General features: G+C 68.1%; 28 protein-coding genes. 13 read left to right on the plus strand and 15 right to left on the minus strand.

Going from position 1 to position 25,765, the window contains the following annotated elements:
- The first annotated feature begins 233 nt into the window (after positions 1 to 233).
- Both ACSC1W_RS10565 and ACSC1W_RS10570 read left to right on the plus strand, forming a co-directional pair.
- Positions 234 to 3,941 (plus strand): PAS domain S-box protein, encoded by a 3,708-nt coding sequence (locus tag ACSC1W_RS10565; RefSeq protein WP_435347332.1) that lies wholly within the window; start codon positions 234 to 236, stop codon positions 3,939 to 3,941.
- Positions 3,942 to 4,038: 97 nt separating this feature from the next.
- Entirely contained in the window at positions 4,039 to 4,200 is a 162-nt protein-coding gene (locus ACSC1W_RS10570; protein WP_435347333.1) for a DUF7331 family protein, read from the plus strand.
- A gap of 18 nt (positions 4,201 to 4,218) precedes the next feature.
- Here ACSC1W_RS10570 and ACSC1W_RS10575 read toward each other — a convergent pair whose 3' ends face one another.
- From ACSC1W_RS10575 to paaA, 6 genes are read right to left on the minus strand one after another with little or no spacing between them, the layout of a single operon-like run.
- Positions 4,219 to 5,055: a hypothetical protein gene (locus ACSC1W_RS10575; protein ID WP_435347335.1), complete on the minus strand. Its 837-nt coding sequence runs from the start codon at positions 5,053 to 5,055 to the stop codon at positions 4,219 to 4,221.
- A 47-nt stretch (positions 5,056 to 5,102) separates the two neighbouring features.
- Positions 5,103 to 5,270 carry a 1,2-phenylacetyl-CoA epoxidase subunit PaaE gene (paaE, locus tag ACSC1W_RS10580; protein WP_435347336.1) on the minus strand — a complete coding sequence of 56 codons (168 nt, stop codon included), beginning with the start codon at positions 5,268 to 5,270 and terminating at the stop codon, positions 5,103 to 5,105.
- Complete coding sequence (paaD, locus tag ACSC1W_RS10585) at positions 5,267 to 5,734, minus strand: 1,2-phenylacetyl-CoA epoxidase subunit PaaD (RefSeq protein ID WP_435347338.1); 468 nt, start codon at positions 5,732 to 5,734, stop codon at positions 5,267 to 5,269. Before paaD ends, paaE begins: the two co-directional genes overlap by 4 nt.
- Positions 5,727 to 6,599, minus strand: a complete 873-nt coding sequence (gene paaC / locus ACSC1W_RS10590; protein WP_435347340.1) for a 1,2-phenylacetyl-CoA epoxidase subunit PaaC — start codon at positions 6,597 to 6,599, stop codon at positions 5,727 to 5,729. The genes paaD and paaC overlap by 8 nt, the downstream gene beginning before the upstream one ends.
- The gene (paaB, locus tag ACSC1W_RS10595) at positions 6,599 to 6,934 is read right to left on the minus strand and encodes a 1,2-phenylacetyl-CoA epoxidase subunit PaaB (protein ID WP_435347341.1); all 336 of its coding nucleotides are present in this window, start codon (positions 6,932 to 6,934) and stop codon (positions 6,599 to 6,601) included. The genes paaC and paaB overlap by 1 nt, the downstream gene beginning before the upstream one ends.
- A gap of 4 nt (positions 6,935 to 6,938) precedes the next feature.
- A complete protein-coding gene (gene paaA, locus ACSC1W_RS10600) occupies positions 6,939 to 7,883 on the minus strand; it encodes a 1,2-phenylacetyl-CoA epoxidase subunit PaaA (RefSeq protein ID WP_435347343.1) in 945 nt (314 codons plus the stop codon).
- Between the two features lie 92 nt (positions 7,884 to 7,975).
- Between paaA and ACSC1W_RS10605 the strand changes: the two genes are divergently transcribed.
- On the plus strand, positions 7,976 to 8,614 hold the full coding sequence (locus ACSC1W_RS10605; protein WP_435347345.1) for a helix-turn-helix domain-containing protein: 639 nt from the start codon (positions 7,976 to 7,978) through the stop codon (positions 8,612 to 8,614).
- Between the two features lie 32 nt (positions 8,615 to 8,646).
- Here the strand turns inward: ACSC1W_RS10605 and ACSC1W_RS10610 are convergent, their stop codons facing one another.
- The 5 genes from ACSC1W_RS10610 to ACSC1W_RS10630 form a co-directional block, all read right to left on the minus strand.
- Positions 8,647 to 9,030: a PaaI family thioesterase gene (locus ACSC1W_RS10610; RefSeq protein ID WP_435347346.1), complete on the minus strand. Its 384-nt coding sequence runs from the start codon at positions 9,028 to 9,030 to the stop codon at positions 8,647 to 8,649.
- A 33-nt stretch (positions 9,031 to 9,063) separates the two neighbouring features.
- Complete coding sequence (locus ACSC1W_RS10615) at positions 9,064 to 9,792, minus strand: queuosine precursor transporter (protein WP_435347348.1); 729 nt, start codon at positions 9,790 to 9,792, stop codon at positions 9,064 to 9,066.
- Between the two features lie 157 nt (positions 9,793 to 9,949).
- Entirely contained in the window at positions 9,950 to 10,279 is a 330-nt protein-coding gene (locus ACSC1W_RS10620; RefSeq protein WP_435347350.1) for a winged helix-turn-helix transcriptional regulator, read from the minus strand.
- Between the two features lie 204 nt (positions 10,280 to 10,483).
- The gene (locus ACSC1W_RS10625; protein ID WP_435347352.1) at positions 10,484 to 10,915 is read right to left on the minus strand and encodes an SRPBCC family protein; all 432 of its coding nucleotides are present in this window, start codon (positions 10,913 to 10,915) and stop codon (positions 10,484 to 10,486) included.
- 79 nt (positions 10,916 to 10,994) lie between these two features.
- Positions 10,995 to 11,465, minus strand: a complete 471-nt coding sequence (locus tag ACSC1W_RS10630; protein ID WP_435347354.1) for a PKD domain-containing protein — start codon at positions 11,463 to 11,465, stop codon at positions 10,995 to 10,997.
- 92 nt (positions 11,466 to 11,557) lie between these two features.
- Between ACSC1W_RS10630 and ACSC1W_RS10635 the strand changes: the two genes are divergently transcribed.
- Entirely contained in the window at positions 11,558 to 12,532 is a 975-nt protein-coding gene (locus ACSC1W_RS10635; protein ID WP_435347356.1) for an aldo/keto reductase, read from the plus strand.
- A gap of 27 nt (positions 12,533 to 12,559) precedes the next feature.
- Here ACSC1W_RS10635 and ACSC1W_RS10640 read toward each other — a convergent pair whose 3' ends face one another.
- The gene (locus ACSC1W_RS10640; RefSeq protein WP_435347357.1) at positions 12,560 to 13,069 is read right to left on the minus strand and encodes a macro domain-containing protein; all 510 of its coding nucleotides are present in this window, start codon (positions 13,067 to 13,069) and stop codon (positions 12,560 to 12,562) included.
- A 257-nt stretch (positions 13,070 to 13,326) separates the two neighbouring features.
- Here ACSC1W_RS10640 and ACSC1W_RS10645 point away from each other — a divergent pair, with 257 nt between their 5' ends.
- Complete coding sequence (locus ACSC1W_RS10645; RefSeq protein WP_435347359.1) at positions 13,327 to 14,754, plus strand: aldehyde dehydrogenase family protein; 1,428 nt, start codon at positions 13,327 to 13,329, stop codon at positions 14,752 to 14,754.
- Positions 14,755 to 14,826: 72 nt separating this feature from the next.
- On the opposite strand, the gene ACSC1W_RS10650 is transcribed toward ACSC1W_RS10645, so the two are convergent.
- Positions 14,827 to 16,251 carry a hypothetical protein gene (locus ACSC1W_RS10650; RefSeq protein WP_435347360.1) on the minus strand — a complete coding sequence of 475 codons (1,425 nt, stop codon included), beginning with the start codon at positions 16,249 to 16,251 and terminating at the stop codon, positions 14,827 to 14,829.
- A 96-nt stretch (positions 16,252 to 16,347) separates the two neighbouring features.
- Positions 16,348 to 17,496, minus strand: a complete 1,149-nt coding sequence (gene dgoD / locus ACSC1W_RS10655; protein WP_435347361.1) for a galactonate dehydratase — start codon at positions 17,494 to 17,496, stop codon at positions 16,348 to 16,350.
- 91 nt (positions 17,497 to 17,587) lie between these two features.
- Between dgoD and ACSC1W_RS10660 the strand changes: the two genes are divergently transcribed.
- A complete protein-coding gene (locus tag ACSC1W_RS10660; RefSeq protein WP_435347363.1) occupies positions 17,588 to 18,025 on the plus strand; it encodes a DUF7988 family protein in 438 nt (145 codons plus the stop codon).
- Positions 18,026 to 18,036: 11 nt separating this feature from the next.
- Here ACSC1W_RS10660 and ACSC1W_RS10665 read toward each other — a convergent pair whose 3' ends face one another.
- On the minus strand, positions 18,037 to 18,825 hold the full coding sequence (locus tag ACSC1W_RS10665) for an enoyl-CoA hydratase/isomerase family protein (RefSeq protein WP_435347365.1): 789 nt from the start codon (positions 18,823 to 18,825) through the stop codon (positions 18,037 to 18,039).
- 83 nt (positions 18,826 to 18,908) lie between these two features.
- Between ACSC1W_RS10665 and ACSC1W_RS10670 the strand changes: the two genes are divergently transcribed.
- The 7 genes from ACSC1W_RS10670 (at position 18,909) to ACSC1W_RS10700 (ending at position 25,759) form a co-directional block, all read left to right on the plus strand.
- Positions 18,909 to 20,279, plus strand: coding sequence for an NAD(P)/FAD-dependent oxidoreductase (locus tag ACSC1W_RS10670; RefSeq protein WP_435347366.1), 1,371 nt, complete (start codon positions 18,909 to 18,911; stop codon positions 20,277 to 20,279).
- A gap of 465 nt (positions 20,280 to 20,744) precedes the next feature.
- A complete protein-coding gene (locus ACSC1W_RS10675; RefSeq protein ID WP_435347368.1) occupies positions 20,745 to 21,032 on the plus strand; it encodes an amphi-Trp domain-containing protein in 288 nt (95 codons plus the stop codon).
- Between the two features lie 31 nt (positions 21,033 to 21,063).
- A complete protein-coding gene (locus ACSC1W_RS10680) occupies positions 21,064 to 21,942 on the plus strand; it encodes a universal stress protein (RefSeq protein WP_435347370.1) in 879 nt (292 codons plus the stop codon).
- Positions 21,943 to 22,067: 125 nt separating this feature from the next.
- Positions 22,068 to 23,078, plus strand: coding sequence for an Acg family FMN-binding oxidoreductase (locus tag ACSC1W_RS10685; RefSeq protein ID WP_435347372.1), 1,011 nt, complete (start codon positions 22,068 to 22,070; stop codon positions 23,076 to 23,078).
- A gap of 69 nt (positions 23,079 to 23,147) precedes the next feature.
- Complete coding sequence (locus ACSC1W_RS10690; RefSeq protein WP_435347374.1) at positions 23,148 to 23,963, plus strand: helix-turn-helix transcriptional regulator; 816 nt, start codon at positions 23,148 to 23,150, stop codon at positions 23,961 to 23,963.
- Positions 23,964 to 24,210: 247 nt separating this feature from the next.
- Positions 24,211 to 24,993 (plus strand): methanethiol S-methyltransferase, encoded by a 783-nt coding sequence (mddA, locus tag ACSC1W_RS10695; protein ID WP_435347376.1) that lies wholly within the window; start codon positions 24,211 to 24,213, stop codon positions 24,991 to 24,993.
- Entirely contained in the window at positions 24,983 to 25,759 is a 777-nt protein-coding gene (locus tag ACSC1W_RS10700; RefSeq protein WP_435347377.1) for a hypothetical protein, read from the plus strand. Before mddA ends, ACSC1W_RS10700 begins: the two co-directional genes overlap by 11 nt.
- Positions 25,760 to 25,765: the final 6 nt, after the last annotated feature.

The raw sequence follows: 25,765 nt of genomic DNA on the forward strand, positions 1-25,765 counted from the left end.
GTCTCTCCCCGGGTAGCCGGGAGCTATCAAGTCCGACGAGCGCGCACCCGATAAGGACTGGTCAATAGATATTAGGTCCCTACCTCGGTCCGTCGACCGAAAGGAACGGACGGATGCCGACCGGATCCGTTCGGGAGGAGTACCACCTGGCGACCAGACGTCGACGACGTTCCGAGACCGAAACGGTTCCCTCAACGGAGGCTTGATACGGTGTGCCGACGTGAAGGGAGCACATGACTACACGAAGCCTGACGCCGGCCCTCGAAGAGACGCTCGCCGTCTTCGAGACCGCAGACCGCGGCACACCCCTGACGACGGGAGAAGTGGCCGGGGAACTCGACGTCGGGCGGCGGAGCACCTACGACCGTCTCGAACGCCTCGCAGAGGCCGGCCGAGTCGAGACGAAGCAGGTCGGGGCACGCGGTCGGGTCTGGTGGCAGACGCTGGGCCCGGGAGCGAACGAGACGGCGGGTCCCCAGGTCAACTACGTGGACCTCATCGGGGAGGTTCCAGGGATGGTCTACCAGTACTGGGACGAGCCCGACGGGTCGCTGGAGTACGTCAGCGACGCCTGTACCGACGTGCTCGGATACGACGAGACGGCGCTCCGGCAGGGTCCCGACGACTGGCGCGAGACGGTCGTCCACCCGGACGACGTCGAACAGGTCCGGAGCGACGTCGCGGCAGGCCTCGACGAGACCGGGGACTTCACCGTCCGGTACCGGGTCCGCGACCCGGACGGGGAGACGCGCTGGGTGTGGGAACACGGTCACGGCGTCGACGACACCGGACTCGTCGAGGGGGTCGTGACCGAGATAACCGAGCAGCGACGGACCGAGACCGCCCTGCGAGAGAGCGAGCGCATGTTCCGGTCCCTCGTCGACTCAGTCGACGAATACGCCATCTTCATGCTCGACGTCGACGGGCGGGTCCAGACGTGGAACGCGGGTGCACGGTCGATAAAGGGGTACGAGGCCGAGGACGTCGTCGGCGAGCACTTCGAGACGTTCTACACCGAGGGGGACAGGGCGGACGACGTCCCGGGACAGAACCTCGCCGCCGCGGCGCGCCACGGGTCCATCGAGGACGAGGGCTGGCGCGTCAGGCAGGACGGCACCCGGTTCTGGGCGAACGTCACCATCTCGGCCGTCGAGGACGACGATGGGACGCTCGTCGGGTACGCCAAGGTCACGCGGGACATGACCGACCGACGCGACCGCGAGCGCCGGGTACAGCGGGAGCGGGACTACTTCGACCGCGTCCTCGAGAACAGTCCCAGTGGCATCGCCGTCTTCGACCCGTCGGGCACCGCCGACCGGTTCAACCAGCGCTTCGCCGAACTGGTTGGACTCGACGACGGCGACGGCGACGGCGACGGCTACGAACTCGGCGACCAGACCATCCGGGACGAGAACGGCGACCCGGTCCCGTACGACGAACGCCCGGCACAGCGCACCCTCGCGACTGGCGAGGGGACGAACGACCAGCGCTTCACGATAGACACCGAGACCGACGGGACGCGGTGGGTCTCCATCGACACCGAACCGCTGCTGGTCGACGGCGAGTCGTGGGTCGTCGTCACGCTGACGGACGTCACGCAACTGGAACGGCAGGCCCGAGAGTTGCTGCGCCGCCAGTCCGAACTCGAGGCGGAACTGGCGGACGTCTTCGCCCGGGTCGACGACGCGTTCTACGCGCTCGACGACGACCGCCGGTTCACCTACGTCAACGAACGCGCGGCGGAACTGTTCGAGCGTACCAGTAGCGACCTCCTCGGGTCGCACGTGCGGGAACTGTTCCCCGGGTCGGGACGCGACGTCGAGGTGTACGACCGGCACGAGCGCGCCATGGAGACGCAGGAACGGTGGACGCACGAAGAGTACGTCCCCTCGCTCGACCGGTGGCTCCAGTTCCGCATCTACCCGTCCGAGGGGGGCCTCTCGGTGTACTTCAGCGACGTCACCGAGCGCAAGCGCCGCGAGCAGGAACTCGAGGAGTACGAGCGCATCATCGAGACGGTCGGCGACGGCGTCTACGTCGTCGACAGCGAGGGGACGTTCACGTTCGCCAACGAGGCGTACGCCGAGATGATGTCCCGTTCGCGCGACGCCCTGGTCGGGCAGCACGTCTCGGCGGTCGTCGACGAGGACGTCGTCGAGACGGGGTCGAACGCACAGCGGGCGTTGCAGGCGGGAGACGACGCGACCGTCACCGTCGAGGCGAATCTGAGGGGTGACGACGGCGACCCGCTCTACGCGGAGGCGACGTTCGCGCTCCTGCCCGGGGACGAGGACGGCAAGCGAGTCGGCGTCGTCCGCGACGTCACCGACCGGGTCGAACGCGAACGGGAACTCGAACGGTACGAGACGATACTCGAGACGGTCGACGACGGCGTCTACGTCCTCGACGAGGAGGACCGGTTCGCCCTCGTCAACGACGCCTACGTCGAGTTGACCGGCTTCGGGCGCGAGGAACTGCTCGGTGCCCACTGCTCGCTCGTCCACGACGAAGACATCGCCCGAACCGTCGAGGCGCTGTCCGGGTCGCTCCTCGACGGCGACGACGAACACGCGCTCGTCGAGTCAGGACTGTGCCGGGCCGACGGCGGGGAGGTGCCCACCGAGAGCAAACTCACCGCCCTCGATGGTGTCGAGGTCGACGTCCGGGGTACGGTCGGCGTCGTCCGCGACGTCACAGAACGCACGCGGAGAGAGGGCGAACTCGAACGCCAGCGCGAACGACTCGCCGCACTCAACGACCTGAACGCCGTCGTCCGGGGCATCACTGAGGACGTCATCGAGCAGTCGACCAGGGAGGAGATAGAGCAGTCGGTCTGTGATGGCCTCGCAGAGACCGACTCGTACCGGTTCGCGTGGATCGGTGACGTCGACAGCCACTCACAGGAACTCCGGCTGAAAGCCGAAGCAGGGGTCGAGAACTACCTCGGCGGCGTCACCATCTCGGTCGACCCGGAGGACGAACACAGCGTCGGGCCGACGGGCCGGGCCGTCCTCGACCACGAGATGCAGGTCACGCAGGACGCCCGGACGGACGCGTCGTACGAGGCGTGGCACGAGCAGACGCTGACCTACGACTACCGCGCGTCGGCCGCGATTCCGATACTGCACGAGGAGTCGCTCTACGGCGTCCTGAACGTCTACGCCGACCGCGTGGACGCCTTCGTCGGAGACGAGGGCGAGATGCTCGGGTACCTCGGCGAGGTCGTCGGGCACGCCATCGCCGCCGTGGAGCGCAAACGCGCCTTGATGAGCGACGAGGTGGTCGAACTCGAGTTCCAGATGCTGGGCGTCTTCGAGGAACTGGGCGTCGAATCGGGCGGTGACGGCGAGATACGCATCGACAGAACGGTCCCGGTCGACGACGAGTCCTACGTCGTCTACGGGACCGTCTCGGAGGACATGGTCGACGCGCTCGAGGGCATCACCGAAGCACTCCCCCACTGGTACGACCTGACGCTCGTCGGCGAGTCCGCGCGTGGCATCCGCTTCGAGGTCAAGTTCGACGACCCACCCGTGCTCTCGGCCGTTACCGCCCACGGCGGCCACGTCGAGGAGGCCATCGTCAGGGACGACGACTACTACATGACCATCCACCTGCCGCCGAGTGCGAGCGCGCGGACCGTCATCGAACGGGTCCAGCAGGCGTACCCCGCCGCGCAGTTGCTCTCGCGACGACAGATATCGAACGAGACCCACTCGCTGGAACGGCTGACGCAGGCTCTCTCCGAAGAACTCACGGACCGACAGCGACTCGCGCTGGAGACGGCGTTCTTCTCGGGCTACTTCGAGTGGCCCCGGCGACGCTCCGGCGAGGAGGTGGCCGACTCGCTGGGCATCACGTCGCCGACGTTCCACCAGCACCTCCGGAAGGCGCACCAGCGGTTCTTCGAGGCGGTCTTCGTCGGCGACTCGACGGCCTGACGCTCCCGTCCCGGGGACGGGTCGGCGGAAAGCTTATGTCGATACACCCGTGTCATGCAGGTACCACGGTGCGGGGTCACACCCGTACTGGCACACCATGAACCGCGCGAACGACACGTCAAAGGACGACCCGCCGGAAATCGCGACCAGATTCAGAGCACGCGAAGTCGACGATGAGACCGTAGAGATCTACGACGAGGAGAACGACGACGCGTGGATTCGCTCGGACCGCGCACTGGAGCTAGAGCAACCGAACTGACGGGCGAGAGGCGTCTTCTCACCACACTATCGGCAACAGCACGTACCGGAGCGTGAACGCCTCGCGATCGGAGACCACGACCAGCGGTTCGTCCGGTCCCGTCTGGACGGTCACCGGTCCCCTGACCGTGTCGAACACGAGCGAGAAGCCGCGGTCGTACTCGTTTCGCACGTCGGGCCCGGTCACGGCACCGTCGAGGGTACCCGTCGCCCGCGTGTAACGCGTGTCGCCGAGTTCGACCCTGAGTGCACTGTCGCGGACGACGAACGGGTACGTCGTCGTCGCCCGGTCGAGTTCGACACCGTCGGCGATGCGGGCGAGTTCCTCCGCCCTCGTCTCGACGACGGTCGGCGCGAGTTCCCCGTCTTCGAGGATGAACCGCTCCTCGTCGGTGAACCGGTTCGGAAGTTCGAGCGTCACCTCCGCGAGCATCTCCGGGTCGCGGTAGCAGTCGACGTGTGCCTCCAGTCCGCCCGCCGACAGCGCGAGTTCGCCGGCGTTGCCCGTCTCCGGGTCGCCGAAGACGCGGACCGTCACCGGTCCGCCGTCGTCGACCCAGGCAAGCCAGTCCTGCACCTCTCCGATGTCGAAGAGGGCCGTCACGGGTTCGTCGCGGTGGAGGGCGAACCCGTCGAGCATCGACGCCGACGCCGAACAGTACGTCGCCAGCGACGACGTCGTGCTCCCCGCCGGCGTCTCCAGGCGGTCCTCGTCGATGCGGAGCAGCATCTCGTCGTAGTAGGGTTCCTCGACGCCCGCCGGGTGGAGGCCGGCGACCGATAGCATCCGGTCGAACAGGTCGTACGGCGCCGTCAGTTCTGCCAGTAGCCCCTCGTCCATGCGTGGGACTCTCACTCGACGAACAAAACGTCCGCGGATTCTTCACTCGACCGGCGCGGTCGTCACTCGAACTTCTCGAAGGGTTGCTGGCACTCGTTGCAGTAGTGCATCGACCGGCAGAGCGACGGTCCCTTCGGGTGCTCGCGGACGGTGTCCTCGGACCCGCAGTAGGGGCACTCTGCGCCCTCCATGTCGCCGCTGGTCGTCACCGAGGGGTCTGGTCGTCTCATATGCTCAGGCCGAATTCGCGGAGGTCTTCTCTGCCCTGTTCGGTCACGAGTTCGATGTTCCACTCCGGCGACCAGACCAGACGCAGGTCCACGTCGTCGACGCCGGAGACCTCGCCGACCTCCTCGCGCATCTGGTCCATGAGCATCGTCCGGGCCGGACACCCGGAGTACGTCAGCGTCATGTCGACGGTGACGGTCGTTCCCTCGTCGGACTCGTCGACGCCGACCCCGTACACGAGTCCGAGGTCGACGATGGAGATGGGCATCTCGGGGTCCTCGATACCGTAGAGTACGTCCCAGACGTCGCGTTCGAGGCCCTCGGCACCCTCGCCGGTCGCGGGCACCTCCTCGTAGGCCTCGCCCTCGACGTACTCGGTGTAGGCACACGCCGTCGGTTCGACGCAGTCGCCGTCGACCGGTTCGACGCTGTCCGGCACCTCACCGGGGTCGTACACGTCACTCATCGTCCGGGTCCTTCATGATGCGGCTGGCAGTCGTCCGTCCCAGTTCCCTGTAGGTGTGCGTGAACTCGTCGTAGAGGTCGTACCAGTCGTCGGTGTGCGTCTGGTCGCGGCCGACGTGGTCGGGGAGGTCGAACTGGCTGTGGTGGACGTCGTACTGCTCCGGCAGTTCGGCGTCCTCGACGTTGAGGCCGAGCGATTCGAGGTACGGCACGACCTCGTCGAGCCACTCCTCGCGCATCGTCACGAGCGGTTCGGTCCGGATGCCGAGTTCGTCGATGCGGTCCTCGACGGCCTCGTCCGTCGGCGCGAACAGCGTCAGCGCGTACGGGAACAGGCGGTCGAGTGCAGCCTGGACGCGCTCGCGGCTCTCCTCGTTCTCACACAGTCGTTCGAGCCAGTTCTGGGCGTGCTCGCGGTGGTAGTCCTCCTCGCCGAGTATCTTGCCGACCCGGTCGCGGATGCGGGGGTACGACGAGTCTTCGAGCGCCCGAAGCTGGATGTCCTCGGCGACGTCGTAGAGGTACGACCGGAGGATGGGGTCGGCCCAGTCGCCGTCCTCGAACGGGAGTTCGACGAGGGTCGAGTGCCGCCACTGGTCCGGGTCGCGCTCCCAGATGAGTTCGGCCTCCTCCTCGCCCCAGTCCTGGAGCAGGTCGTACCAGAGGCGTGCGTGGCCGTACTCGTCCTGTGCGATGTTCGAGAGCGCGAGGTCGGATTCGAGCGTCGGCGCGCGGACCTGCCACTCGGTGTAGCGCTCGGCGATGACGAACTCGTCGTCGGCCAGGCGGTACAGCAGGTGTTCGACGGCCTCGCGTTCGTCGGGCGTGAGCGACTCGGGTTCGGGGAGTTCCTCGACGGCCGCCATCAGTTACCACCCGCCTTCTCTAGCTGTGCCTTGCGTTCGCGCTCGGCGGTGGCCTGTTCGCTCTCGGACTCCTCGACCTCCGAGGCGGCGGCCTCGAAGTTGTACGTCATCGCCCAGCGGTAGGACTTGTCGGTCGTCCCGCCGAACGCGGCGTCCTCGGTGTCGACCTCGCCGATCTCCTTCTGCGGGGCGACCCACAGGCTGTTCGTCGGCTTTCGTCGCCCGTGCTGTATCTCCGCGAACATGAGCGCCATGTCCCGGTCGGGCGCGTGGACGTTCCCACAGTGCGTGTGGTAGTCGCCGGACTTCTCCTGTCGGAATACTTCCCAGATCATGGTCTTAGTCTGCAGCCTGCGGCTGGCTGGAGCCGTAGGCACGGCGTTCGTGTTCGTCGAGCGATTCGCGGACCCACTGGACCGCCTCCTGTGCGGCCTTCCGCCCGTCTATCTGGCCCAGACCGGGTTCGTACTCGTTCTTCGCGATGGTGAAGAACTCGTCCCAGTCGAGGTCCTCCTCGACGACCTCGTAGGTGCCGTCGTCGTTCTTCGAGATGCGCGGCTCCTCCGGAATCTCAAGGCCGTACTTCTCGGCCTTGGGGATGTAGGCGTTGAGGAACGCGTTCCGGAGGTCGTCGTTGCTCATCTGCTTGAGGCCGACCTCGCTGGCGAAGCCGTGGTGGGTCGACTTCTCGTTGGTGGGGCCGAAGAACTGGATGATACGGGGCCACCAGCGCTCGAAGGCCTCCTGGGTCAGCTCCTGTTCCTTCTTCGAGCCCGTCATCAGCTCGTAGAGGATGGCCTCGCCGTGCTTGACGTGGAAGCCCTCCTCGAAGCAGACCTTGTCCATCGCGTGGGCGTAGGGTTCCCACGAGGTGGACTTCAGCGTGGCCTGCCGGCGCATCGCCGCCCCGTCGACGAAGAACGCGATCATCGGCGTCTCGACCCACGACTCGAGGGGGTAGTGGAAGCAGTTGAGGAACTTCCCCTCCCCGGTGGCGAGTTCGTCGAGCATCTCGTCGCGGGTCTTGATGCCCAGACTCTCGGCGGCGCGGTACAGGAGCTGGCCGTGTCCGATCTCGTCCTGGACCTTCGCGCTGAACGCGAGCTTGCGGTCGAGGCTCGGCGCCTCGCGGATGAAGGGCTTCTCCAGGTAGGCGCCCATGATCTCGGAGTTCGCGTGGAACTGGATCATCCGCGTGGCTGCCTTGCGGTACTCCTCCGGCATGTCGTCTTTCGGACTGAACTCCCGCGGTCCTGCCCGTCGTTTGACCTCCTCGATGTCCATGGTCGTTCGTACAGAACTTCGGAACCGAGCAACTAACAGATTAACCCGCCCATACGCGGGGTTTAAGTACGACCGGCACCGACGAACGGACGATGATTGACGAGTGCCTCGTGGTCGAATTCCGCGTCACGGGAGACGGCTGTCCGCTCGCTGACGCGACGGCCGAGACCGGGGCGACCGTCGACGCCAGTCCACCGCAACTCAGGTCCGACGACAACGCGCTCTTGAGCTTCACCGTCGGCGAGAACCGGGAGTTCGCGGAGGTGCTGGACGACGACGACCGGATTCGCTACCTGCACGCCTCCCAGACCGGCGACCGGACCAACTACCGGTGCCTGTCGAAACACCCGTGTGCCGTCCACCGCCTCACGGACGCCGGGTTCATGGCCGAGTCGCTCCGCTACGACGACGGCGTCGAGTCCTACACCGGTGCCGTCGTGGGCTACGACGTTCTGGAGGGAGTACTGGAGGCGGCGGGCGAGACGGTCGGCGTCACCCTCGAACGAATCTACCCCCTCGGGGGCGAGGACGACGAGGTGGTCGCCCGGCGCTGGGGCTTCACCCCCGCACAGGAGGAGGCGCTCCGGGTCGCCAACGAGATGGGCTACTTCGAGGTCCCCCGCGAGGCCGACGCGGGCGACGTCGCGGCCGAACTGGGCATCGGCAAGTCCGCCTTCCTCGAGCGATTGCGCCGGGGCCAGGCGGCGCTGTTCGCACAGTTGTTCGAGTAACGTCCGTAGAACCAGGTGCCGAACAGGGGGCCTTACGACGTCTTGTAGACGCCCCGAGCGTCGGCGATGAGCGTGTCGTCCTCGGCTGCGTACACGTCGACGTCGACGGTGCCGACGGTGCCACACCGGACCACGTCCGCCTCGGCGTAGAGGTCGCCCGTCCCCGCGTCGAGGTAGTCGATGCGCATGTCGATGGTCGGCACGGGCTGGTCGACGAGCGAGACCAGGGCCGCGCCGCCGACGGTGTCCGCGAGCGTGAACGTGACGCCGCCGTGGGCCATCAACTGGTCGGCGTTCCACGACAGTTCCTCCCGCATCTCCAGTCGTCCCTCGGCGTGGCCGTCCTCGGCTTCGGTGACCTCGACGCCGAGCAGGTCGGCGAAGGGCATCTCCTCGAAGAAGGCTTCGATGTCCATGCCCGTAGGTGAACGGGACACCCTCTTAACGATTCAGGATTCGACGGCCGCCTCCCTGCCGGTCTCGTAGGACTCCACCGCGGCGACCACGGCGTAGACGAACGGCGTGTCCGCTATGGCGACGAGCAGTTTGAACGCGTACTGCCCGACGATGAGCGCGAAGATGATGGGGGGCTCGAGATCGCCCCCGGTTCCGAGGACCATCGGCGCGACGAGGAACGCCACCGAGATGAAGATGACCGTGTCGATGGCCTGACTGGTCGCGGTGGACACGACGTTCCTGAGCCACAGCGCCTCGCCGTCGGTCGCCTCGCGGAGCCAGTGGAAGGCGAACACGTCCCAGTTCTGGCTGACGACGTACGCCAGTAACGACCCGACGACGATGTTCGTGCTCGCGCCCAGCACCGTCGCGAAGGTGTCCGCGCCGACCGGTGACGCAGCGGCCACCGGCGAGGCGATGGTGCTCCAGACCAGGACGAGCACGACGAAGTTCATCGCGAAGCCGACGTTCACCATCACCGTCGCCGCCCGCCGGCCGTACAGTTCCGAGTAACAGTCGCTCGCGAAGAACGTCATCGCGTACGCCAGTGCCGCCCCCGGCAGGATGAGTGCCTCGCCCGCGTGCGGGAGCGAGATGGGAATCGAGAACGCCAGTAACTTGCTCGCCGTCACCTGGGCCGTCGCCAGTGCCGTGACGAAGAGCCCGATGAGGAACACCTGCCCTGCGTCCGCCGCGTCGCCCCTGCGAATCGGATGTGCCATCTCTGTCTGTTCGACTCGGCGCGTCGTTTTCAGGGTTGCTATCTTCGAGCTCCGGTGCTCGTGGCACGTGTGTGGGTGAACGGGCCTGGTCCGGTTCGAGGTCAGGGGAAGAGATGGGGTCCAGGGACGACCCGACCACTGCGACGGGGACGCGGGCTCACAGCCACTCGGTCGCCCAGCCCTCTATCTCGTCGAAGACGGGACAGAGCGAGTCGCCCTTCTCGGTCAGACTGTAGTACGAGGCGATGGGTGCGTCTGCCTCGACGCGGCGCTCGACGAACCCGAGTTCGCCGAGGTCGTCGAGGACCCGGGAGAGCGTGCGCGAACTCGCGCCGGTCGAGCGCTTGAGTTCGTTGAACCGCTTCTCGCCCTCGCGCAGGTCGTGGAGGACGACGAGTCGCCACTGCGACCCGATCTGTTCCAGCGATTCGACGACGGGACACGCCCCGGCGTTCTTCTCGGTCTGCTCGATGGATTCGGACGACATCGGTGGTCTCTGGTCTCGTCCTTGGCACCTCGGATACAAAGAGGTTCGGAAACGAATCAGGTGTCGAAACGTAACTAGCTACTGCGTGGTGGGTCCCCTCCGGGGGCACGCCGACGGTCGAAGGGTCGAACCACGTCCAGAGGACAGGCGAGCGCTCCTCGCTCGAACGGTCGTCGCAGGGTTGGCGTCACCCATCGACGGGGTTCAGCGCCCGTGGGCGTCGCCGAGCAGGATGGCTTCGATGCGGTCGAGGGCGCGCTTGCAGACCGGGACGTACGGCGCGGCCACCAGAGGCAGTTCGAAGACCACGCGACAGCGCTCCTCGGTCAGTTCCTCGACGCGGTGCCCCGTCGCGGGGAGTCGAGCCACGTCCCACGTCCAGCGTTCCCCGTCGCAACTCGTTATCTCGTAGGGGACCCACACCGCCCCGAGGACGTTGACTCGGCCGTGCAGGCCGTCGGCGATGAACCGCGTCGGGGCGTCGACCTCCGTTATCGTCGGCCCCCAGTCGGACCAGCGCCACGTGTCGGTCAACAGTTCCCACGCGAGCATCCGCGAGACTGGTATCTCGCGGGCCACCTCGATGCGGCGGCCGTCGGGCGTCCGCGCCAACCGGACCTGTGGGTGCTCGGACACGTCAGAACCTGGGGTCCCGGTGCCGATAAGCGTACCGTCGGTGGGTCCGTCGACGTCCCTGCGACCAGCGGCGGGGTGCTCAGAGGTTCCGCATCACGATCGGAAGGACGAAGACGTAACAGACGACGGCGAGCAGGCCGACGCCGACGAACCCCCCGACGACGGCGAGTCCGGCACCGAAGTTCGGGCCGCCCGCCCCGCGCTGGTACCGGTACACGTCGTAGGTCAGGGACTCGGTCGTCGTCCCCGTCGCGTCGGTGACGGTGACGGTGACGGTCCGGTTGCCCTCCGCGACGAAACGGTACGTCGCCGTCTCGCCCGTCGCCGTGGATCCGTCGGGGAACTCCCACGTGACGGAGACGTCGCCCTCCGCGTCCGTGACGACGGCCTCGAACGTCGACGTGGCGTTGTAGACGGCGGTGTGGGGTCCGTCGATGGTGACGTTCGGACCGGCCTGCGTCTCACCTGCGTCGCCGGCCAGCGCCGGCGTGGCGGCCCAGAGAACGGCGACGATGGCGACGGTGACGACGAAGCGGGTGGAGGAGCGCACGGGCTACGTTCTACGGCACTGACAGTTAGACCTTGCGCTCACGGGTGGCCGGTGCGCTCACGTTTTTGACCCACCCGGCCGTGGACACGGGCATGGAGTACACGACCCTCGGCGATACGGGAATGCAGGTCAGTCGCATCTGTCTCGGCTGCATGAGCTTCGGCAGTTCGGACTGGCGCGACTGGGTCCTCGACGAGGAAGCCGGGCACGAACTGGTCGACCGGGCGCTCGAACTCGGCATCAACTTCTTCGACACCGCGAACATGTACTCGCGAGGCGAGTCGGAACGCGTCCTCGGCGAGGCGCTTGAGGGGCGACGGGACGAGGCCGTCGTCGCCACGAAGGGCTACTTCCAGATGGACGACGACGACCCGAACTCCGGTGGCCTCTCGCGCAAGGCCATCGAGCAGGAACTCCAGAACAGCCTCGACCGTCTCGGCATGGACACCGTCGACCTCTACCAGATTCACCGCTGGGACTACGACACGCCCATCGACGTGACGCTCCGGGCGCTCGACGACGCCGTCCGGCGCGGGCAGGTGCGGTACGTCGGCGGGTCGTCGATGTGGGCCCACCAGTTCGCCGAGTCGCTGTACACGGCTGACCGACTCGGCACCGAGCGCTTCGTCACGATGCAGAACCACTACAACCTGCTCTACCGCGAGGAGGAACGGGAGATGCTGCCCCTCTGTGCGAAGGAGGACGTCGGCGTCATGCCGTGGTCGCCGCTGGCCAGGGGCTACCTCGCCCGACCGCACGAGGAGATAGAGGCGACCGTCCGCGGCCAGACCGACGAACACGCACGCAACCATCCGTACCTCCAGGCCGGCGGTCGGGAGATAAACGAGCGCGTCCAGGAACTCGCCGCCGAGTACGACGCGACGATGGCACAGATCGGACTCGCGTGGCTGTTCACCAAGGACTGGGTCGACGCTCCCATCGTCGGCACGACGAGCGTCGAGCACCTCGAGGAGGCCGTCGAGGCCCTCGACATCGACCTCGCCACGTCCGACGTCGAGTGGCTCGAGGAACCGTACGAACCCGTCCCCGTCTCGGGCCACGAGTGAGCAGTCGGTCGGTTCCCGGGTCCTTCGTCACCGACCCGTGACCGACGCCGCGACGGTTCGAATCGTCTCGTACTCGCCCTCGTCGTAGGCGACGAACCGGACGTCCGACAGGGTCGACGGCTCGAACGCGTCCAGTTCTTCGCAGATGATGCGGGCGCCGTCCGCCAGGTCGAACCCGGCGACGCCACACCCGAGCGCCGGAATCACGAGCGACTCACAGCCGAGTTCCTCGGCCGCCTCCAGCGCGTTCCGCGTCGCATCGCGGATGCTCTCGGCGGTCGCCCGTCCGTCGCCGTAGTGTGGCATCGCCGCGGCGTGGATGACGTACTCGGCGTCAAGGTCGTAAGCGTCGGTGACCGCGACCTCACCGAGGTCGACGGGCCCCTTCGACGTCGCCTCCTCGTCGATGTCTCCTCCCGCGGCGCGACGGAGCGCGCCTGCGACGCCGGACCCCATCTCGAGACTCGTCCCGGCCGCGTTGACGAGCGCGTCTGCGGACTGTGCCGCGATGTCCCCCCGTATCACCGTGAAGTCCATGTAGGTCTGTTCGTCGTCTTCACACCTCAACGTGGGGGTCAGGTGCGTCGGCCAGACGCGGCCACTCCGCCCGGGTCCAGACCCTCGTACCAGGCCCCACGCTTACGCATCTCCAGTGCGTTCTTCCGACGTAGGGCCGTCGCCCGTGACCTGTTTCCACGGTCGCACTGCCGTGGATAGCCGCCACCGTGAGAATTTTTGAAACCCTTTATTCACCCATGAGTAAATTTTTGTGCAGGGCCTCCGTAGTGTCTCGTATGGCTACCAGGACAGCACAACGGAAGGAACGAGTCCTCGTCGACGGCGAGTGGGTGGGTGGCACCGAGACCCTCGCAGTGACGGACCTCGCCGACGGCGGCCACTTCGCAGAGGTCGTCGCGGCGACCCCCGAGCAGGCGGACGCGGCGCTGGCTGCGGCCGAGCGTGCGGAGGCCACGATGCGCGAGACGACCGTCGTCGAGCGCGCCGAGTGGTGTGAAGAGATCGCGGACCGCCTCGAAGCACGCACGGAGGAACTCGCGGAGGTCATCGTCCGCGAGGCGGGCAAACCAATCTCCAGTGCACGCGGCGAGGTCGGGAGCGCCGCCGAGCGGTTCCGGCGCGCGGCCGAGGAGATCCGCCACATCAAGGGCCAGTTCCGCGAGGGCACGACCGCGGGCCACGAGGGCTGGGAGGCCATCGTGAAGCACGAACCCATCGGAACCGTGCTCTGCATCACGCCGTACAACTACCCGCTGGCGACGACGGCCTTGCAGGTCGCCCCGGCGCTCGCGGCCGGGAACAGCATCGTCCTCAAACCGGCGAGCAAGACGCCCATCAGCGGCGCCATCCTCGCCGACGTCGTGAAGGACGTCGTCCCGAAGGGCGGGTTCAACTTCGTCGCCGGGCACGGCTCCGAGATCGGTGACGTCCTCTCCGGCGACGACCGGGTCAACGCCATCGCGATGACCGGGTCCTCCGGCGCAGGCAAGCACGTCGCGAAGGAGTCCGGCATGGTCAACCTGCACATGGAACTCGGCGGCAACGCCCCGGAGGTCGTCTTCCCCGACGCCGACCTCGACGAGGCCGCCGCCGCCGCAGCGAAGGGGTCGCTGAAGTACGCCGGCCAGCGCTGTTCGGCCGTCTCCCGCGTCCTCGCACACGAGGACGTCCACGACAACCTCGTCGAACGCATCGACGAGAAGATGGACGACTGGGTGCAGGGCGACCTGTTCGACGAGGACACCGACCTCGGTCCCCTCATCTCCGAGGACCAGGCCGAGTGGGTCGAGGAACTCGTCCAGGACGCACTCGACAGGGGTGCGACCCTCGTCCGCGGCGGCGACCGCGACGGCGTCGTGTTCGAACCGACGCTGCTCGCGGACGTGCCCCACGACGCACGCATCGTCCACGAGGAGCAGTTCGGCCCTGTCTGTCCCGTCACGACCTTCGCGGACGAGGACGAGGCCGTGTCAATCGCGAACGGCGGCGACCTCGCACTCGACGCCTGCGTCTTCACGGCGGACTACGAGCGCGCGATGCGCCTCGCCGACGTCGTCGACGCCGGGGCGGTCCGCATCAACGGTGCGCCGAGTCACGGCCTCGGCGACATCCCCTTCGGCGGCAACCGGGACTCCGGCATCGGCCGCGAGGGCATCGACGCGTCCATCCACGCGTTCCTGCGCCAGAAGAGCATCGTCCTCTGAGACAGGACGTCCGTCCCCGCTGTCGATTCGGCCTCCTTTCTACCGTATCGCGACGCTCCGAGCACCAGCGTCTCAGGGGAGCTGGAACGCCGCCAGCACCGCCGACGCCGACTCGTCGGAACTGGTCCAGACGACCCGCACGTCGGCACCGCTCTCGGCGCCACCCACGTCCACGGTCACGCTGTCCCCGGCAGTGACCTCGTCGTACTCGTCCGCGAACTGGGTTCCGGTGGCGGTCCCGGCGACCGTGACGGTGAGCCGGTTCGCGTCGGCGCTGTCGCCGCCCTGGTGGACGACGGTGACCGCCTCTGCGTCGGGGCCGTACTCGAACGCGAAGGAGATTCGCGGTACCCTGGTCTGACCTTCGGTCTCCGACACCGACGTCCCCTCACCGGACCCCGACTGGCCGCCGCCGTAGAGGTCGAACTCGTCCGTGGCGACCGTCCCGGTCGTCGCCACGACGCGGCCCTCGACGGTCCCCTCGAACCCGGTGTAGTTGGACGGGACGACCTGGGTGGCGAAGTGGTCCGTGAACGCCGCGGGGTCGGCGACCTCACCCTCGGGATACGTTGCCGCCGCGGTGAACGTCGTCTGCTCCCGGCCGAATCGCCACCCGTAGGAGATGCCCGTCGACCCCTCGAGGGGGCCCCATCTGCTCGTCGCCCGGCGCGGGTCCGTACTTGCGAGCCGAAGGTGTGCGTCGCCGACACCGTCGTACAGGGTGGGCAGGTCCTCGTCGCTCTCGAACGCCCGGGATTCGTCACCCGCCCGCGCTGCGAGGACGGCTTCGACGGCGGTCGTGTCGGTCTCTTCGGCGGAGACTGTGGCGGTCTCGGTCTCCTCGACGGCAGTCGGGGACTCGGCTTCGACAGTAGCTGTGGCGGTCTCCTCGACGGCAGTCGGTGACCCGGCTTCGACGGTTGCCGTGGCGGTCTCTTCGGCGGCGGTCGTGTAGTCGGCGGCGATGGCGTGGACGACCGTGCCGTCCACGACCGCGACGGCCGACCGAACTCCGTCGAGGTCGCCCTCGTAGAGGGTCGTGGAACCGTACTGTCCGGCGCTTTCGAGTCCCGCGTCGACCACCGCGTCGACGAGCGTGGCGTCGTCGAGGGTCGTCCGGGTCAGGGTGACCGGTGCCGAGTTCATACGGAGAACCTCGACCGTCTCCTCCTCGGCGACGATGCCGCTCAGGTCGCGACGGAGGAGGTGGTTCGTGAGGGCGTCGTACGAACCGGTGGGGAGCACGTCCCGGAACGACCGTATCGAGTCGAGGTCGAGGTGGAACAGCGTCGTCTCGTCGGCCGTCTCGAACGCGTCTGCCGTCGGCACCCAGAGGCGCAGGTCGCTGGTCCGGAGGTCGGTCCCGGTGGTCGACTCCCGTTCGGTGTCGTCCGGTCCGGCGCCGACGCCGGTGTCGTCGACGCAACCGGCGACGGACAGCGCTGCCGCGGTGGTTCCGAGGCTCGTCACGAAGCGTCGTCTGGAGGGCCCGCTCATGTGTCGGTTTACAGACTGGTCGTACAAAGGAATTGTGTTTCTAGAGACGTATCGACCGGGGAAAAATAGCTCCGGCTCGGTGCGATTCCCGGGGCGTCACCACTCCGCCACGCTCCCGTCGTCGCGCCGCCAGACCGGGTTGTGCCACTCCGGGTCCCGCGTCGCATCCGCCAGCGCCGACTCGTCGACCTCGACGCCGAGTCCAGGCCCGTCGGGCACCGAGACGAACCCGTCCTCGTAGTCGAACACCGACGGGTCGGCCACGTAGTCCAGCACGTCGGCCGACTCGTTGTAGTGGATGTCCAGGCTCTGCTCCTGGATGAGCGCGTTCGGGGCGACGGCGTCGACCTGCAGGCACGAGGCCAGCGCGACGGGACCGAGGGGGCAGTGCGGTGCGAGCGACACGTCGTAGGCATCCGCCAGGTCGGCGATTCGTTTACACTCCGTGATGCCCCCGGCGTGGGAGAGGTCCGGCTGGACCACGTCGACCGCCCCCGATTCGAGCAGCGGTTTGAAGTCGCTCCGGTGGTAGCAGCGCTCGCCCGTCGCGATGGGTACCGTCGTGTGCTCGGCGATGGCCGGGAACGCGTCGTCGTACTCCGGCAGGACCGGTTCCTCCACGAAGAACGGGTCGTACGGTTCGAGCGCCGCGACGAGTCGCTTCGCCATCGTCTTCGAGGCGCGCCCGTGGAAGTCGACGCCGACGTCCACCTCGGGACCGACCGCCTCCCTGACGGTCCGGAGTCTGTCGGCGGCGGCGTCGACCGCCGCCGACGTGTCGAGTCGGCGGAGGTCGGCCGTCGCGTTCATCTTCAGGGCGGTGAACCCCTCGTCGACCTGCTCACGGGCGGCGTCGGCGACGTCTGCCGGCCGGTCTCCGCCGACCCACTGGTACACCCGGACGCGGTCCCGGACCGGGCCGCCGAGCAGGACGTGGACCGGCGCGCCGAAGTGCTTGCCGCGGATGTCCCACAGCGCCTGGTCGATGCCGGCCAGCGCCGAGGAGAGGACCGGGCCACCGCGGTAGAAGCCGCCGCGATACAGCCGTTCCCAGTGGTCCGCGACGGGGAGGGGGTCCTCCCCGAGCAGGTAGTCTTCGACGAGTTCCTCCACCGCCGCCCGGACCGTGTGTGCCCGTCCCTCGACGACGGGTTCGCCCCACCCGACGGTGCCGTCGGCCGTCTCCAGACGCAGGAAGAGCCACCGCGGCGGGACCGGGTACAGTTCGTAGTCGACGAGTTCCATCGGTTCGGGCGTCGGTCCCGCGCCACTTGGGGGTGTCGACGTCGGGGGGCGTGGCGGACCACTTTTCCCCAGCGCTGCCGAACCGACCCGCGTGCAACCCGACCCCGCTCTCGCCGCCCGACGGTACGTCCTCGACGAGCACGGGGCCCTCGTCGACGGCGTCGCAGAGTGCGCGGACCGCGTCGCCGCCGCGTGGGAGGGCCCGCCGACCGAGCGTGCCGGCGTCGTGGAACCGTTCTCGGCCGTCCTCGCGGACGCCGGACTGCTGGAGCGCCTCCCCGACGTCCTCGCGGGGGCCGTCGACGCGGCCGGCTACGACCTGCGTGCGTCGCCCGTCGCTGCACCGCCGTACGTGACCGTCACCAGCACCGGCCCGGTCTGCCGGGCGACGGTGGCCGACGAGCGTCTCGTCCTCCGGTTCGACCACTTCCGCGTGGAGCGAGCAGCGACCGACGGCGACCGGGGAACCCGGTACGTCCGCCGTGACTGCGACCCAACCGAGGCCGTCTCGGTCGCCCTCCGGGAGTAGGACCCGCCGGGTTACCGACCGACGAACTCGGGGTCCTCGTCCCCGAAGAACGCGGCGTAGCCGGCCTCGTAGTCGTCGGTTCCGGCGAGTCGCGCGATGGTGTCCTTCTCGGCCGAGAGCTGTGCAGAGAGCGAGCGCTCGTGCGAGCGCGCCAGCAACCGCTTGATGTTCGAATAGGCCTTCGTCGGGCCGTGTGCGAGGTCGTCGGTGACCTCCTCGACGCGCTCGTCGAAGTCGTCGGCCCCGACCGTCTCGGTCACGAGGCCGATCTCGTCCGCCTCGTCGGCGGGAATCGGCTCGTCGAGGAGCGCCAGTTCCCGGGCGCGCCTGTAGCCGAGGAGTCGCGGCAGGAACCACGTCGACCCGCCGTCGCCGGAGAGGCCGATTCGGGGGTAGGTGAACTCGAACCGGGCGTCCTCGTGGGCGACGACGACGTCCGACGCGAGGGCGAGGCCGAGGCCGCCACCGGCCGCCACGCCGTCGACGGCTGCGACGGTCGGTTTGGGTGCCGAGGCGAGCGTCTCGACCGCCCTGTGGAGCGGCGTCGCCACGGCGTCGAGGCGCTTCGCGTCCGTCTCGTCGCCCTCGTACGTCGAGAGGTCGGCCCCGGTGCAGAACGCCGGCCCGTTCGCCGCGAGCTGGATGCACCGGACGTCGTCGTCCTCGGCGAGGCCGGTCACGGCGGCGCGGAGGTCCCGCGCCGTCGCCGCGTCGAGGGAGTTGTACGATTCGCCCCGGTCGAGGGTGACACGGCCGACGCCATCGCTCCGGTCCACGACTACGTGGTCGTACTCGGTCATGTCAGTGTGTGGGCGTGGCGTCGTGAAAAATCCGCCGAGGCGGTTCAGGGGGTTTAATAGGTCACCCTGTAACCAGTCGGAGTATGGAGCACGTGGACGTGGCCATCGTCGGTGGTGGGCCAGCCGGGACCAACGCCGCCATAGAGGCGGCCTCCCACGGTGCGGACGCCGTGGTGCTGGAGAAAGGCGTCCCCAGGGCAGACCGGGACGGGCTCGGCCCGGATTCGACCGACGCCGCCGGGATGCTCGACTACTGGATAGACATCATGGAGCTCGACGTCGATGAACTGCCCGAGGGCGTCGTCCTGCAGGAACTCGACAGCGTCGACTTCGTCGGCCCGGCGACGACGACGACGATGGAGCAGACGGGCATCGACTCCTCGTACGACCGGTTCGGGTTCACGTTCCAGCGTGCCCGGATGGACGACTGGTTGCGCGACCGGGCCGAGGCCGAGGGCGCGGAGTACCGCGTCGGCGTCTCGGTGAAGTCGGTCGACTCCGACCTCGACGAGGAGTACCGCCACACCGTCACGCTGGCCGACGGCGAGAACGTCGCGGCACGGAACCTCGTCCTCGCGGACGGCCCCCAGCGAACCGTGACGATTCCGACCCTCGACCAGTTCATGCCCGAGGGTCGGAGCGTCGCCGACCAGATGGCCTCGACGAAGGCGAACCACATCGCCTACCAGGAACACCGCGAGTTCCCCGAGGAGGTCTTCGAGGAGAACAAGCTGAAGTTCTGGTGGGGCTGGATGCCGGGCGAGACGGCCTATCCCTGGGTCTTCCCCAACGACGGCAACGTCGCGCGCGTCGGCCTGACGATGCCCATCGGGATGCGCATGGAAGACGTCGAGAACCCGGAGGGCTACCGACTGCTCGAACCCGACGACGAAAGTCTGCCCCGTGCAGGGGAGTACGTCCGCCGCCTCCTCGAGACACTCTACGGAGACGAGTACGACGTCGAGGAGGACTTCCCGCTGGTCGAGGACCGCGGCAAGTCCGGCGGCACCGAGACGTACCCCATCTCCTCGACGCGCCCCATCGACTCGCCCGTCGGGGCGGGCATCGCCGTCGCTGGCGGTGCGATGGGCACCACCTCGGCGTTCCACGAGGGGGGCTACCACGTTGCCTCCCGGACCGGGAAGATAGCCGGCCGTCTCGCCGCCGTCGACTCGCTCGACCGGTACAACGACGTCTGGAAGGACGCCATCGGCGAGGAACTCGTGCGAAACATCACGTTCGCGGACCTCGTCGCCGACTACGGCCCCGACGACTGGGACCGCACCTTCCGGACGGCGAACAAGCTGATAGATTCGTCTGCGACCGACCTGTTCAGGACCCGGCTCTCCGGCGGCTTCAGCGGCCTCAAACTCGTCACGAGGTACAAACTGCACAAGCGTCGCCTCCTCCGGGGCGGGTACGTCCAGATCAGCGAGGACGAGTACCGCGTCTGAGCGCCGGTCCCCGGCGGTTTCTGGCGGTCGTCGTACGAACGGTGAGCCTGGCCCTCGCCGACCCGCCTCCAGACCCGCAAGACCTTACCTCGTCGGCCGACTACGGTCGGACGCGTGCCATCAGTCCCCGCCCGAGCAGACCCACTTCGGGAGCGATGATACGGCGGAGAACCCAGGCACGCGACACTGCACTGCTGGTCGCGCGAGCGGCCCGCCGAATCGGCTGCCGTCGATTCGGAACCCGGCGGCACTGGCAGCGTCGCCCGCCCGGCACGAGGGTTTCCCGGTCGACTCGGCACGCCGCCACGGGATGAGACCGGTCGTTAGTGTTCCGGGCGCACATCGTTATACGTATCAAACACGTTTCTAGAACGACGAGAAGACGTCGTCCGTAGCGTTTCGGGTCGGAGACGGTTCCACGAGCTCTCCCCTTCGTTTATCGGGGAGTCTACCGTAGCACGCAGTATGGGAGAACTCGAAACCGAGGCCGAGATGACACGGGCAGAAATCGCGTCGTACCTCCGCGAGTTCGCCGACCAGTTCGACGGCGGCGGTGACGTGACGCTCGAACTCGGCGGCCAGCAGGTCCGAGGGAATCCGACGGACCCGGTGACGGTCAAACTGGAGGGCGAATCGGACTGGTCCGAGGGCGACACCGAGGCGAAACAGAGCATCGAGTTCGAGTTCGTCTGGTGGCGCGACGCCCGGACGGCGGACGAGGGAACGCTGGACGTCAGTACCGGAGGAGCGTGAGGCCGGCCCACCGTCCCTGGACACCGTCACCATGTACGACCGAATCCTCTTCCCCACGGACGGGAGCGAACCGGCAGATTCAGTCCTCGACTACGCACTCCAGATAGCGTCCGAACACGGGGCCACGCTCCACGTCCTCAACGTCGTAGACACCAGCCAGGACAGCCTCACCCGAGTCCGGGAGGACGTAGTCGACGTCCTGGAGCAGGAAGGGAACGAGATAGTGGACGAAGCAGCAGAGCGCGTGAGTGAGCGCGGCATCTCCGTCGTCCCGGAGGTGGTCCAGGGCGACCCGTACACGTCCATCGTCGAGTACAGCGACCGGGTCGGCGCCGACCTGATCGTGATGCCGACCCACGGTCGGCACGGGCTGGAGCGGTTCCTCCTGGGAAGCGTGACAGAACGCGTCATCAACTCGGCCGAAGTGCCCGTGGTCGTGGTCAATCCCGACAGGGAGCGCCCACTCGTCTACCCGTGCCGGAACCTTCTCGTTCCGACGGACGGCAGCCGTGGCGCAGCACTCGCGTTGACCGAGGGCATCGCGGTTGCGAAAGCGACCGGTGCGACGCTGCACCTGCTTCACGTCGTCGAGACGGGTCGGCTCGGTCCCGACGCCCGGTCCGACATGGAGGAGGACGAATCGACGGTCCGAGCGAACGAAATCGTCACGGACGCCACCGAGACTGCAGAAGCGGCGTCCCTCCATACCGTCGTGGGTCAGGTCGAATACGGTGTCCCGTCCGAGGAGATTCCGGCCTACATCGACGCGAACGCGATCGACCTCGCTATCCTGGGTACGCACGGGGAGACGGACTTCAGCCGATACATGATGGGCGGTGTCAGTGCCAAGATCGTCCGAACGTCACCGGTTCCGGTGATGTGGGTGCGTGAGCCGGAGACCAGCGGTTGACGGGCCATCTGGACGTGACTCCAGCAGTCACTCGCCGTCGACACGCACGGAGCCAGTCCTGTCTGCGTCACCCGTTCGGAGTCACGGTTATGCGGACAGCACCCGCATTTTCACCCAGTACAATCATGGCCGACACCCGGACACCACCGGACCCGACTGCGTTCCCGTCGGGGGACCCACTGGCGGAACAGGCAGAGTTCCTCCTCAGATACGCGGTTCTGGCCCCCTCGAGCCACAACTCACAGCCGTGGGCGTTCGAAGTCGCGGACGGTTCGATAGCGGTGTACGCCGACGCGTCTCGTCAGCTCGACGTCGCCGACCCCGACGGCCGGGAGCTGTATCTGAGCGTCGGGTGTGCGCTCGAGAACCTCTCGGTCGCGGCCGAGCGGTTCGGACTCGAGTACACAGTCGAGTACGCGTCGGTCGATGCGCCCGAACCGTCGAGCGAGGACGGACTCCTGCACGTCGCTACGGTCCGACTCGACTCGCCCGCGTCGCCCCCCGGACCCGAGTCGGCGCTGTTCGACGCCATCGCGGAACGCCACACGAACCATCGGCCGTTCGACGACAGGCCCGTCCCCGAGTCGCTCCGCTCGCGGTTCGAGCACTACGCGAAAGCGGAGGGACTGGGACTCGAACTGGTCACCGACTCGATGCGACGGGAGGAGATTGCGTTGTTGCAGACCCGTGCCGACGAGCGACAGTTCGACGACCCGGCGTACCGCGAGGAACTGGCCTACTGGATCGGAACGGGCGCACTCGGTGCGAACTGGTTGACGGCCCGGATCGGCCAGTTGGCCGTCCGCCATCTCGACGTCGGCGAACGCGAAGGGCGGACGAACTCGAAACTCGTCACGAGTGCGCCCGTGATCGCCGTCCTGACCGCGAACTCGGACGACGCGGTGACCTGCCTGAAAGCGGGGCGGGTGTTCGAGCGCATCGCACTGGCCGCCGAGAGCGAGGGCCTCGCGGTCCATCCGATGAGTCAGATACTGGAGGTGGACGAACTTCGCGACGACCTGACGACGCTCCTCGAACTCGGGGCGGAGACGCCCCTGCACCTCTTCCGTCTCGGGTACGCCGAACCGGACTCGACTCGAACCCCCCGCCGGCCGGTCGAAGAAGTGCTGCTGTGACGTGGTCGCGGTCGTGACGTGTGCTCGATAACTACTAATTACGAGAGGTCGTGTGGTCTGTTACCAGGCATGTGTCCCGGACCGAACGAGCCCGGCCCGGCGTTCGAGGACGTCCAGTTCCTCACCGGGTCGGCGAATCGCGTCGAGGTGCTGACGGCGCTGACGGACGGCCCCGTCGACCGTCGCGACCTCCGGGACGACGTCGGCATCTCGCAACCGACGACGAGTCGGACCCTCGCCGAGTTCGAGGAGCGAGGGTGGGTCACGCACGACGGTCGACGGTTCCGGACGACGCCACTCGGGACGCACGTCGCCGAGTCGGTGGCGTCCTTCGTCGAGGAGATGGAGTCGGCCCGTCGACTCGCCGACGTCGTGCAGTGGTTCCCGGAGGAGGGATTCGGGTTCGACCTCGACCGACTCGCGACGGCGGACGTGGTCTCGGTCAGCGAGGGCGACGTCGGTGCGCCGGTCGCCCACCTGGCCCGGCAACTGGCGGGCGCGACGAACGTTCTGGCGCTCTCACACGGCATCACGAGTTCGCTCATGCGGGCGTGGCCCGCCGGGTCCCCGGGGAGCGACCGGACCGTACGCTGGGTGTTCGGCCCGGCCGTCCTCGACGTCCTGCGGGCGGACCCGGAGATGGCGACGCGTGCGCGACGGGCGGTCGAATCCGGCGGCGTGGACTACTTCTGTTACGATGGCGAGGTCCCGTTCAACGTCGTCGTCACCGACGACACCGTCAACCTGTGTCTGACCGGGGGGTCCGGGGCCCCGAACGCGGAGATACAGACCGACGACGCGGCGGTGCTGGCGTGGGCCGAGTCGACCATCGAGGCGTATCGACGGGACGCGACGCCGGTCACGCCCGACGTACTCGACGCCTGACGGTATTCACGGCGTGAATCGGATTCGGTGGGAATCGCTATCTGGCCGCGCGCCCGACCTGCTGACGACTCGGCCGGCACGAGCAGTCCCGTCCCGGCGGGACGCCGGGCGAGGATTCACCGACCATGTTCCACTCGACTACTCACCCGTGGACGCCGAGTGCGACCGTCGTGGGCCGTCACCTCGACCGGTCGCCGTGTTCGCCTGCCAGCCGACGAGCAGTCCGCCTGGACGGGCGGTGGTGGCGATGACGGACCGACCGCTCCGACGCTACGCAGTCCTCGGGTACGGGTGGGCCGCGTACCTGCTCGCACTGGCGGCGATCCTCTACGCCGTCGGGTTCCTCGCCAACGTGGCCGTCCCGAAGTCGGTCGACGCCGGGGCGGGTCTCTCGGCCGGAGACCCGGTGGTCGTCGACCTGGCGCTCGTCGGAGCGTTCGGTCTCCAGCACAGCCTCATGGCCCGACCGTGGTTCAAGGACCCGTGGACGCGACTCGTCCCCGAACCGGTCGAACGCAGCACGTACGTCCTCCTCGCGAGCGTCACGCTCCTCGGCGTGATGTGGGGGTGGAACCCGCTCCCGGAGACGGTGTGGCAGGTCGACGGACCCGGGGCAGCCGTCCTCTGGGCGGTCTACGCGTCGGGGTGGGTCCTCATGTTCGCCGCCGTGAACGCCATCGACAGGGACGACCTCATGGGGTTGCGGCAGGTCACCGCCTACTTCGAGGGGCGAACTCCGGACCCGCTCGGGTTCCAGACGCCGACCCTCTACCGGTTCGTCCGCCACCCCATCGTGACCGGGTTCCTGCTGGCGTTCTGGGTGACGCCGGACATGACCGTCGGCCACCTCGTGTTCGCCGCCGGCACGACCGGCTACGTGCTCGTCGGCGTCAAACTGGAGGAGCGCGACCTGGTCAGGGCTTTCGGCGACCGATATCGACGGTACCGCGACGACGTCCCCATGCTCGTGCCCCGACCGTGGCGGTCCGTCCCGCCGGCGCTCTCCGACGAGGGCGACGATGTCCGGTGACGACGCCGGTAGTGACGGTCGGCCGCCCGTCAAGAAGTACGGTCCTGGCGACGCGGCGGACGTCCACCGGTGGTCCGGGGGACTCACGTGGATCGCCCATCCGGACGAGACGATGCACCGGGCGAGCCACGCCCTCGCAGTCGGGCCGGACGGGGCCCCGGTCGTCGGACGAGACCCGCCGTCCGACGCGGCCGTCTGGTTAGTCGAACCCATCCACGTCGACGGACTCGACGAGTTGCTGGCCGAACTCGGGACGGTCGCGGGCGTGGTCGTGCTCGCGGGCCTGCACCGGCGGGACAACACGACGATAGCCGACCGTCACGACGTCCCGGTGTACCTCCCCGGGACAGTCGCGGGCTTGCGACGGCGCATCGACGCCCCGGTCGAGGTGTTCGAGGGCCGTCTCCCGGGGACGACGTACCGCGCCGTTCCCGTCCTCGACGGCGTCCCCTGGAGCGAGGCGGTCCTGTACGACGAGGGGACGGGCACGCTGGTCGCGACGGAGGTGCTGGTGACGAGCGACCGTGCGACCGGCAGGGGAGAACCGCTGTCGGTCGGTCCGTACGCCCGGCTTCAACCGCCACGGGCGGAACTCGGCGACCTGCACGTCGAGCGCGTCCTCGTCGGTCACGGTGCGCCGCTGTGTGACGACGCCCGGTCGGCGCTCGACCATGCACTTGCACGCTCGTTCCGGGGGATACCGGGGTATCTGCTCGACGACGTGGCGTTCATGCTGCGTGCCGGATACGTCGCGATGCGGGACTGACGGACC

Origin of the sequence: Haloarchaeobius marinus, assembly GCF_051207415.1 — an archaeon.
In the GTDB taxonomy this organism is placed as follows: Archaea; Halobacteriota; Halobacteria; order Halobacteriales; family Natrialbaceae; genus Haloarchaeobius.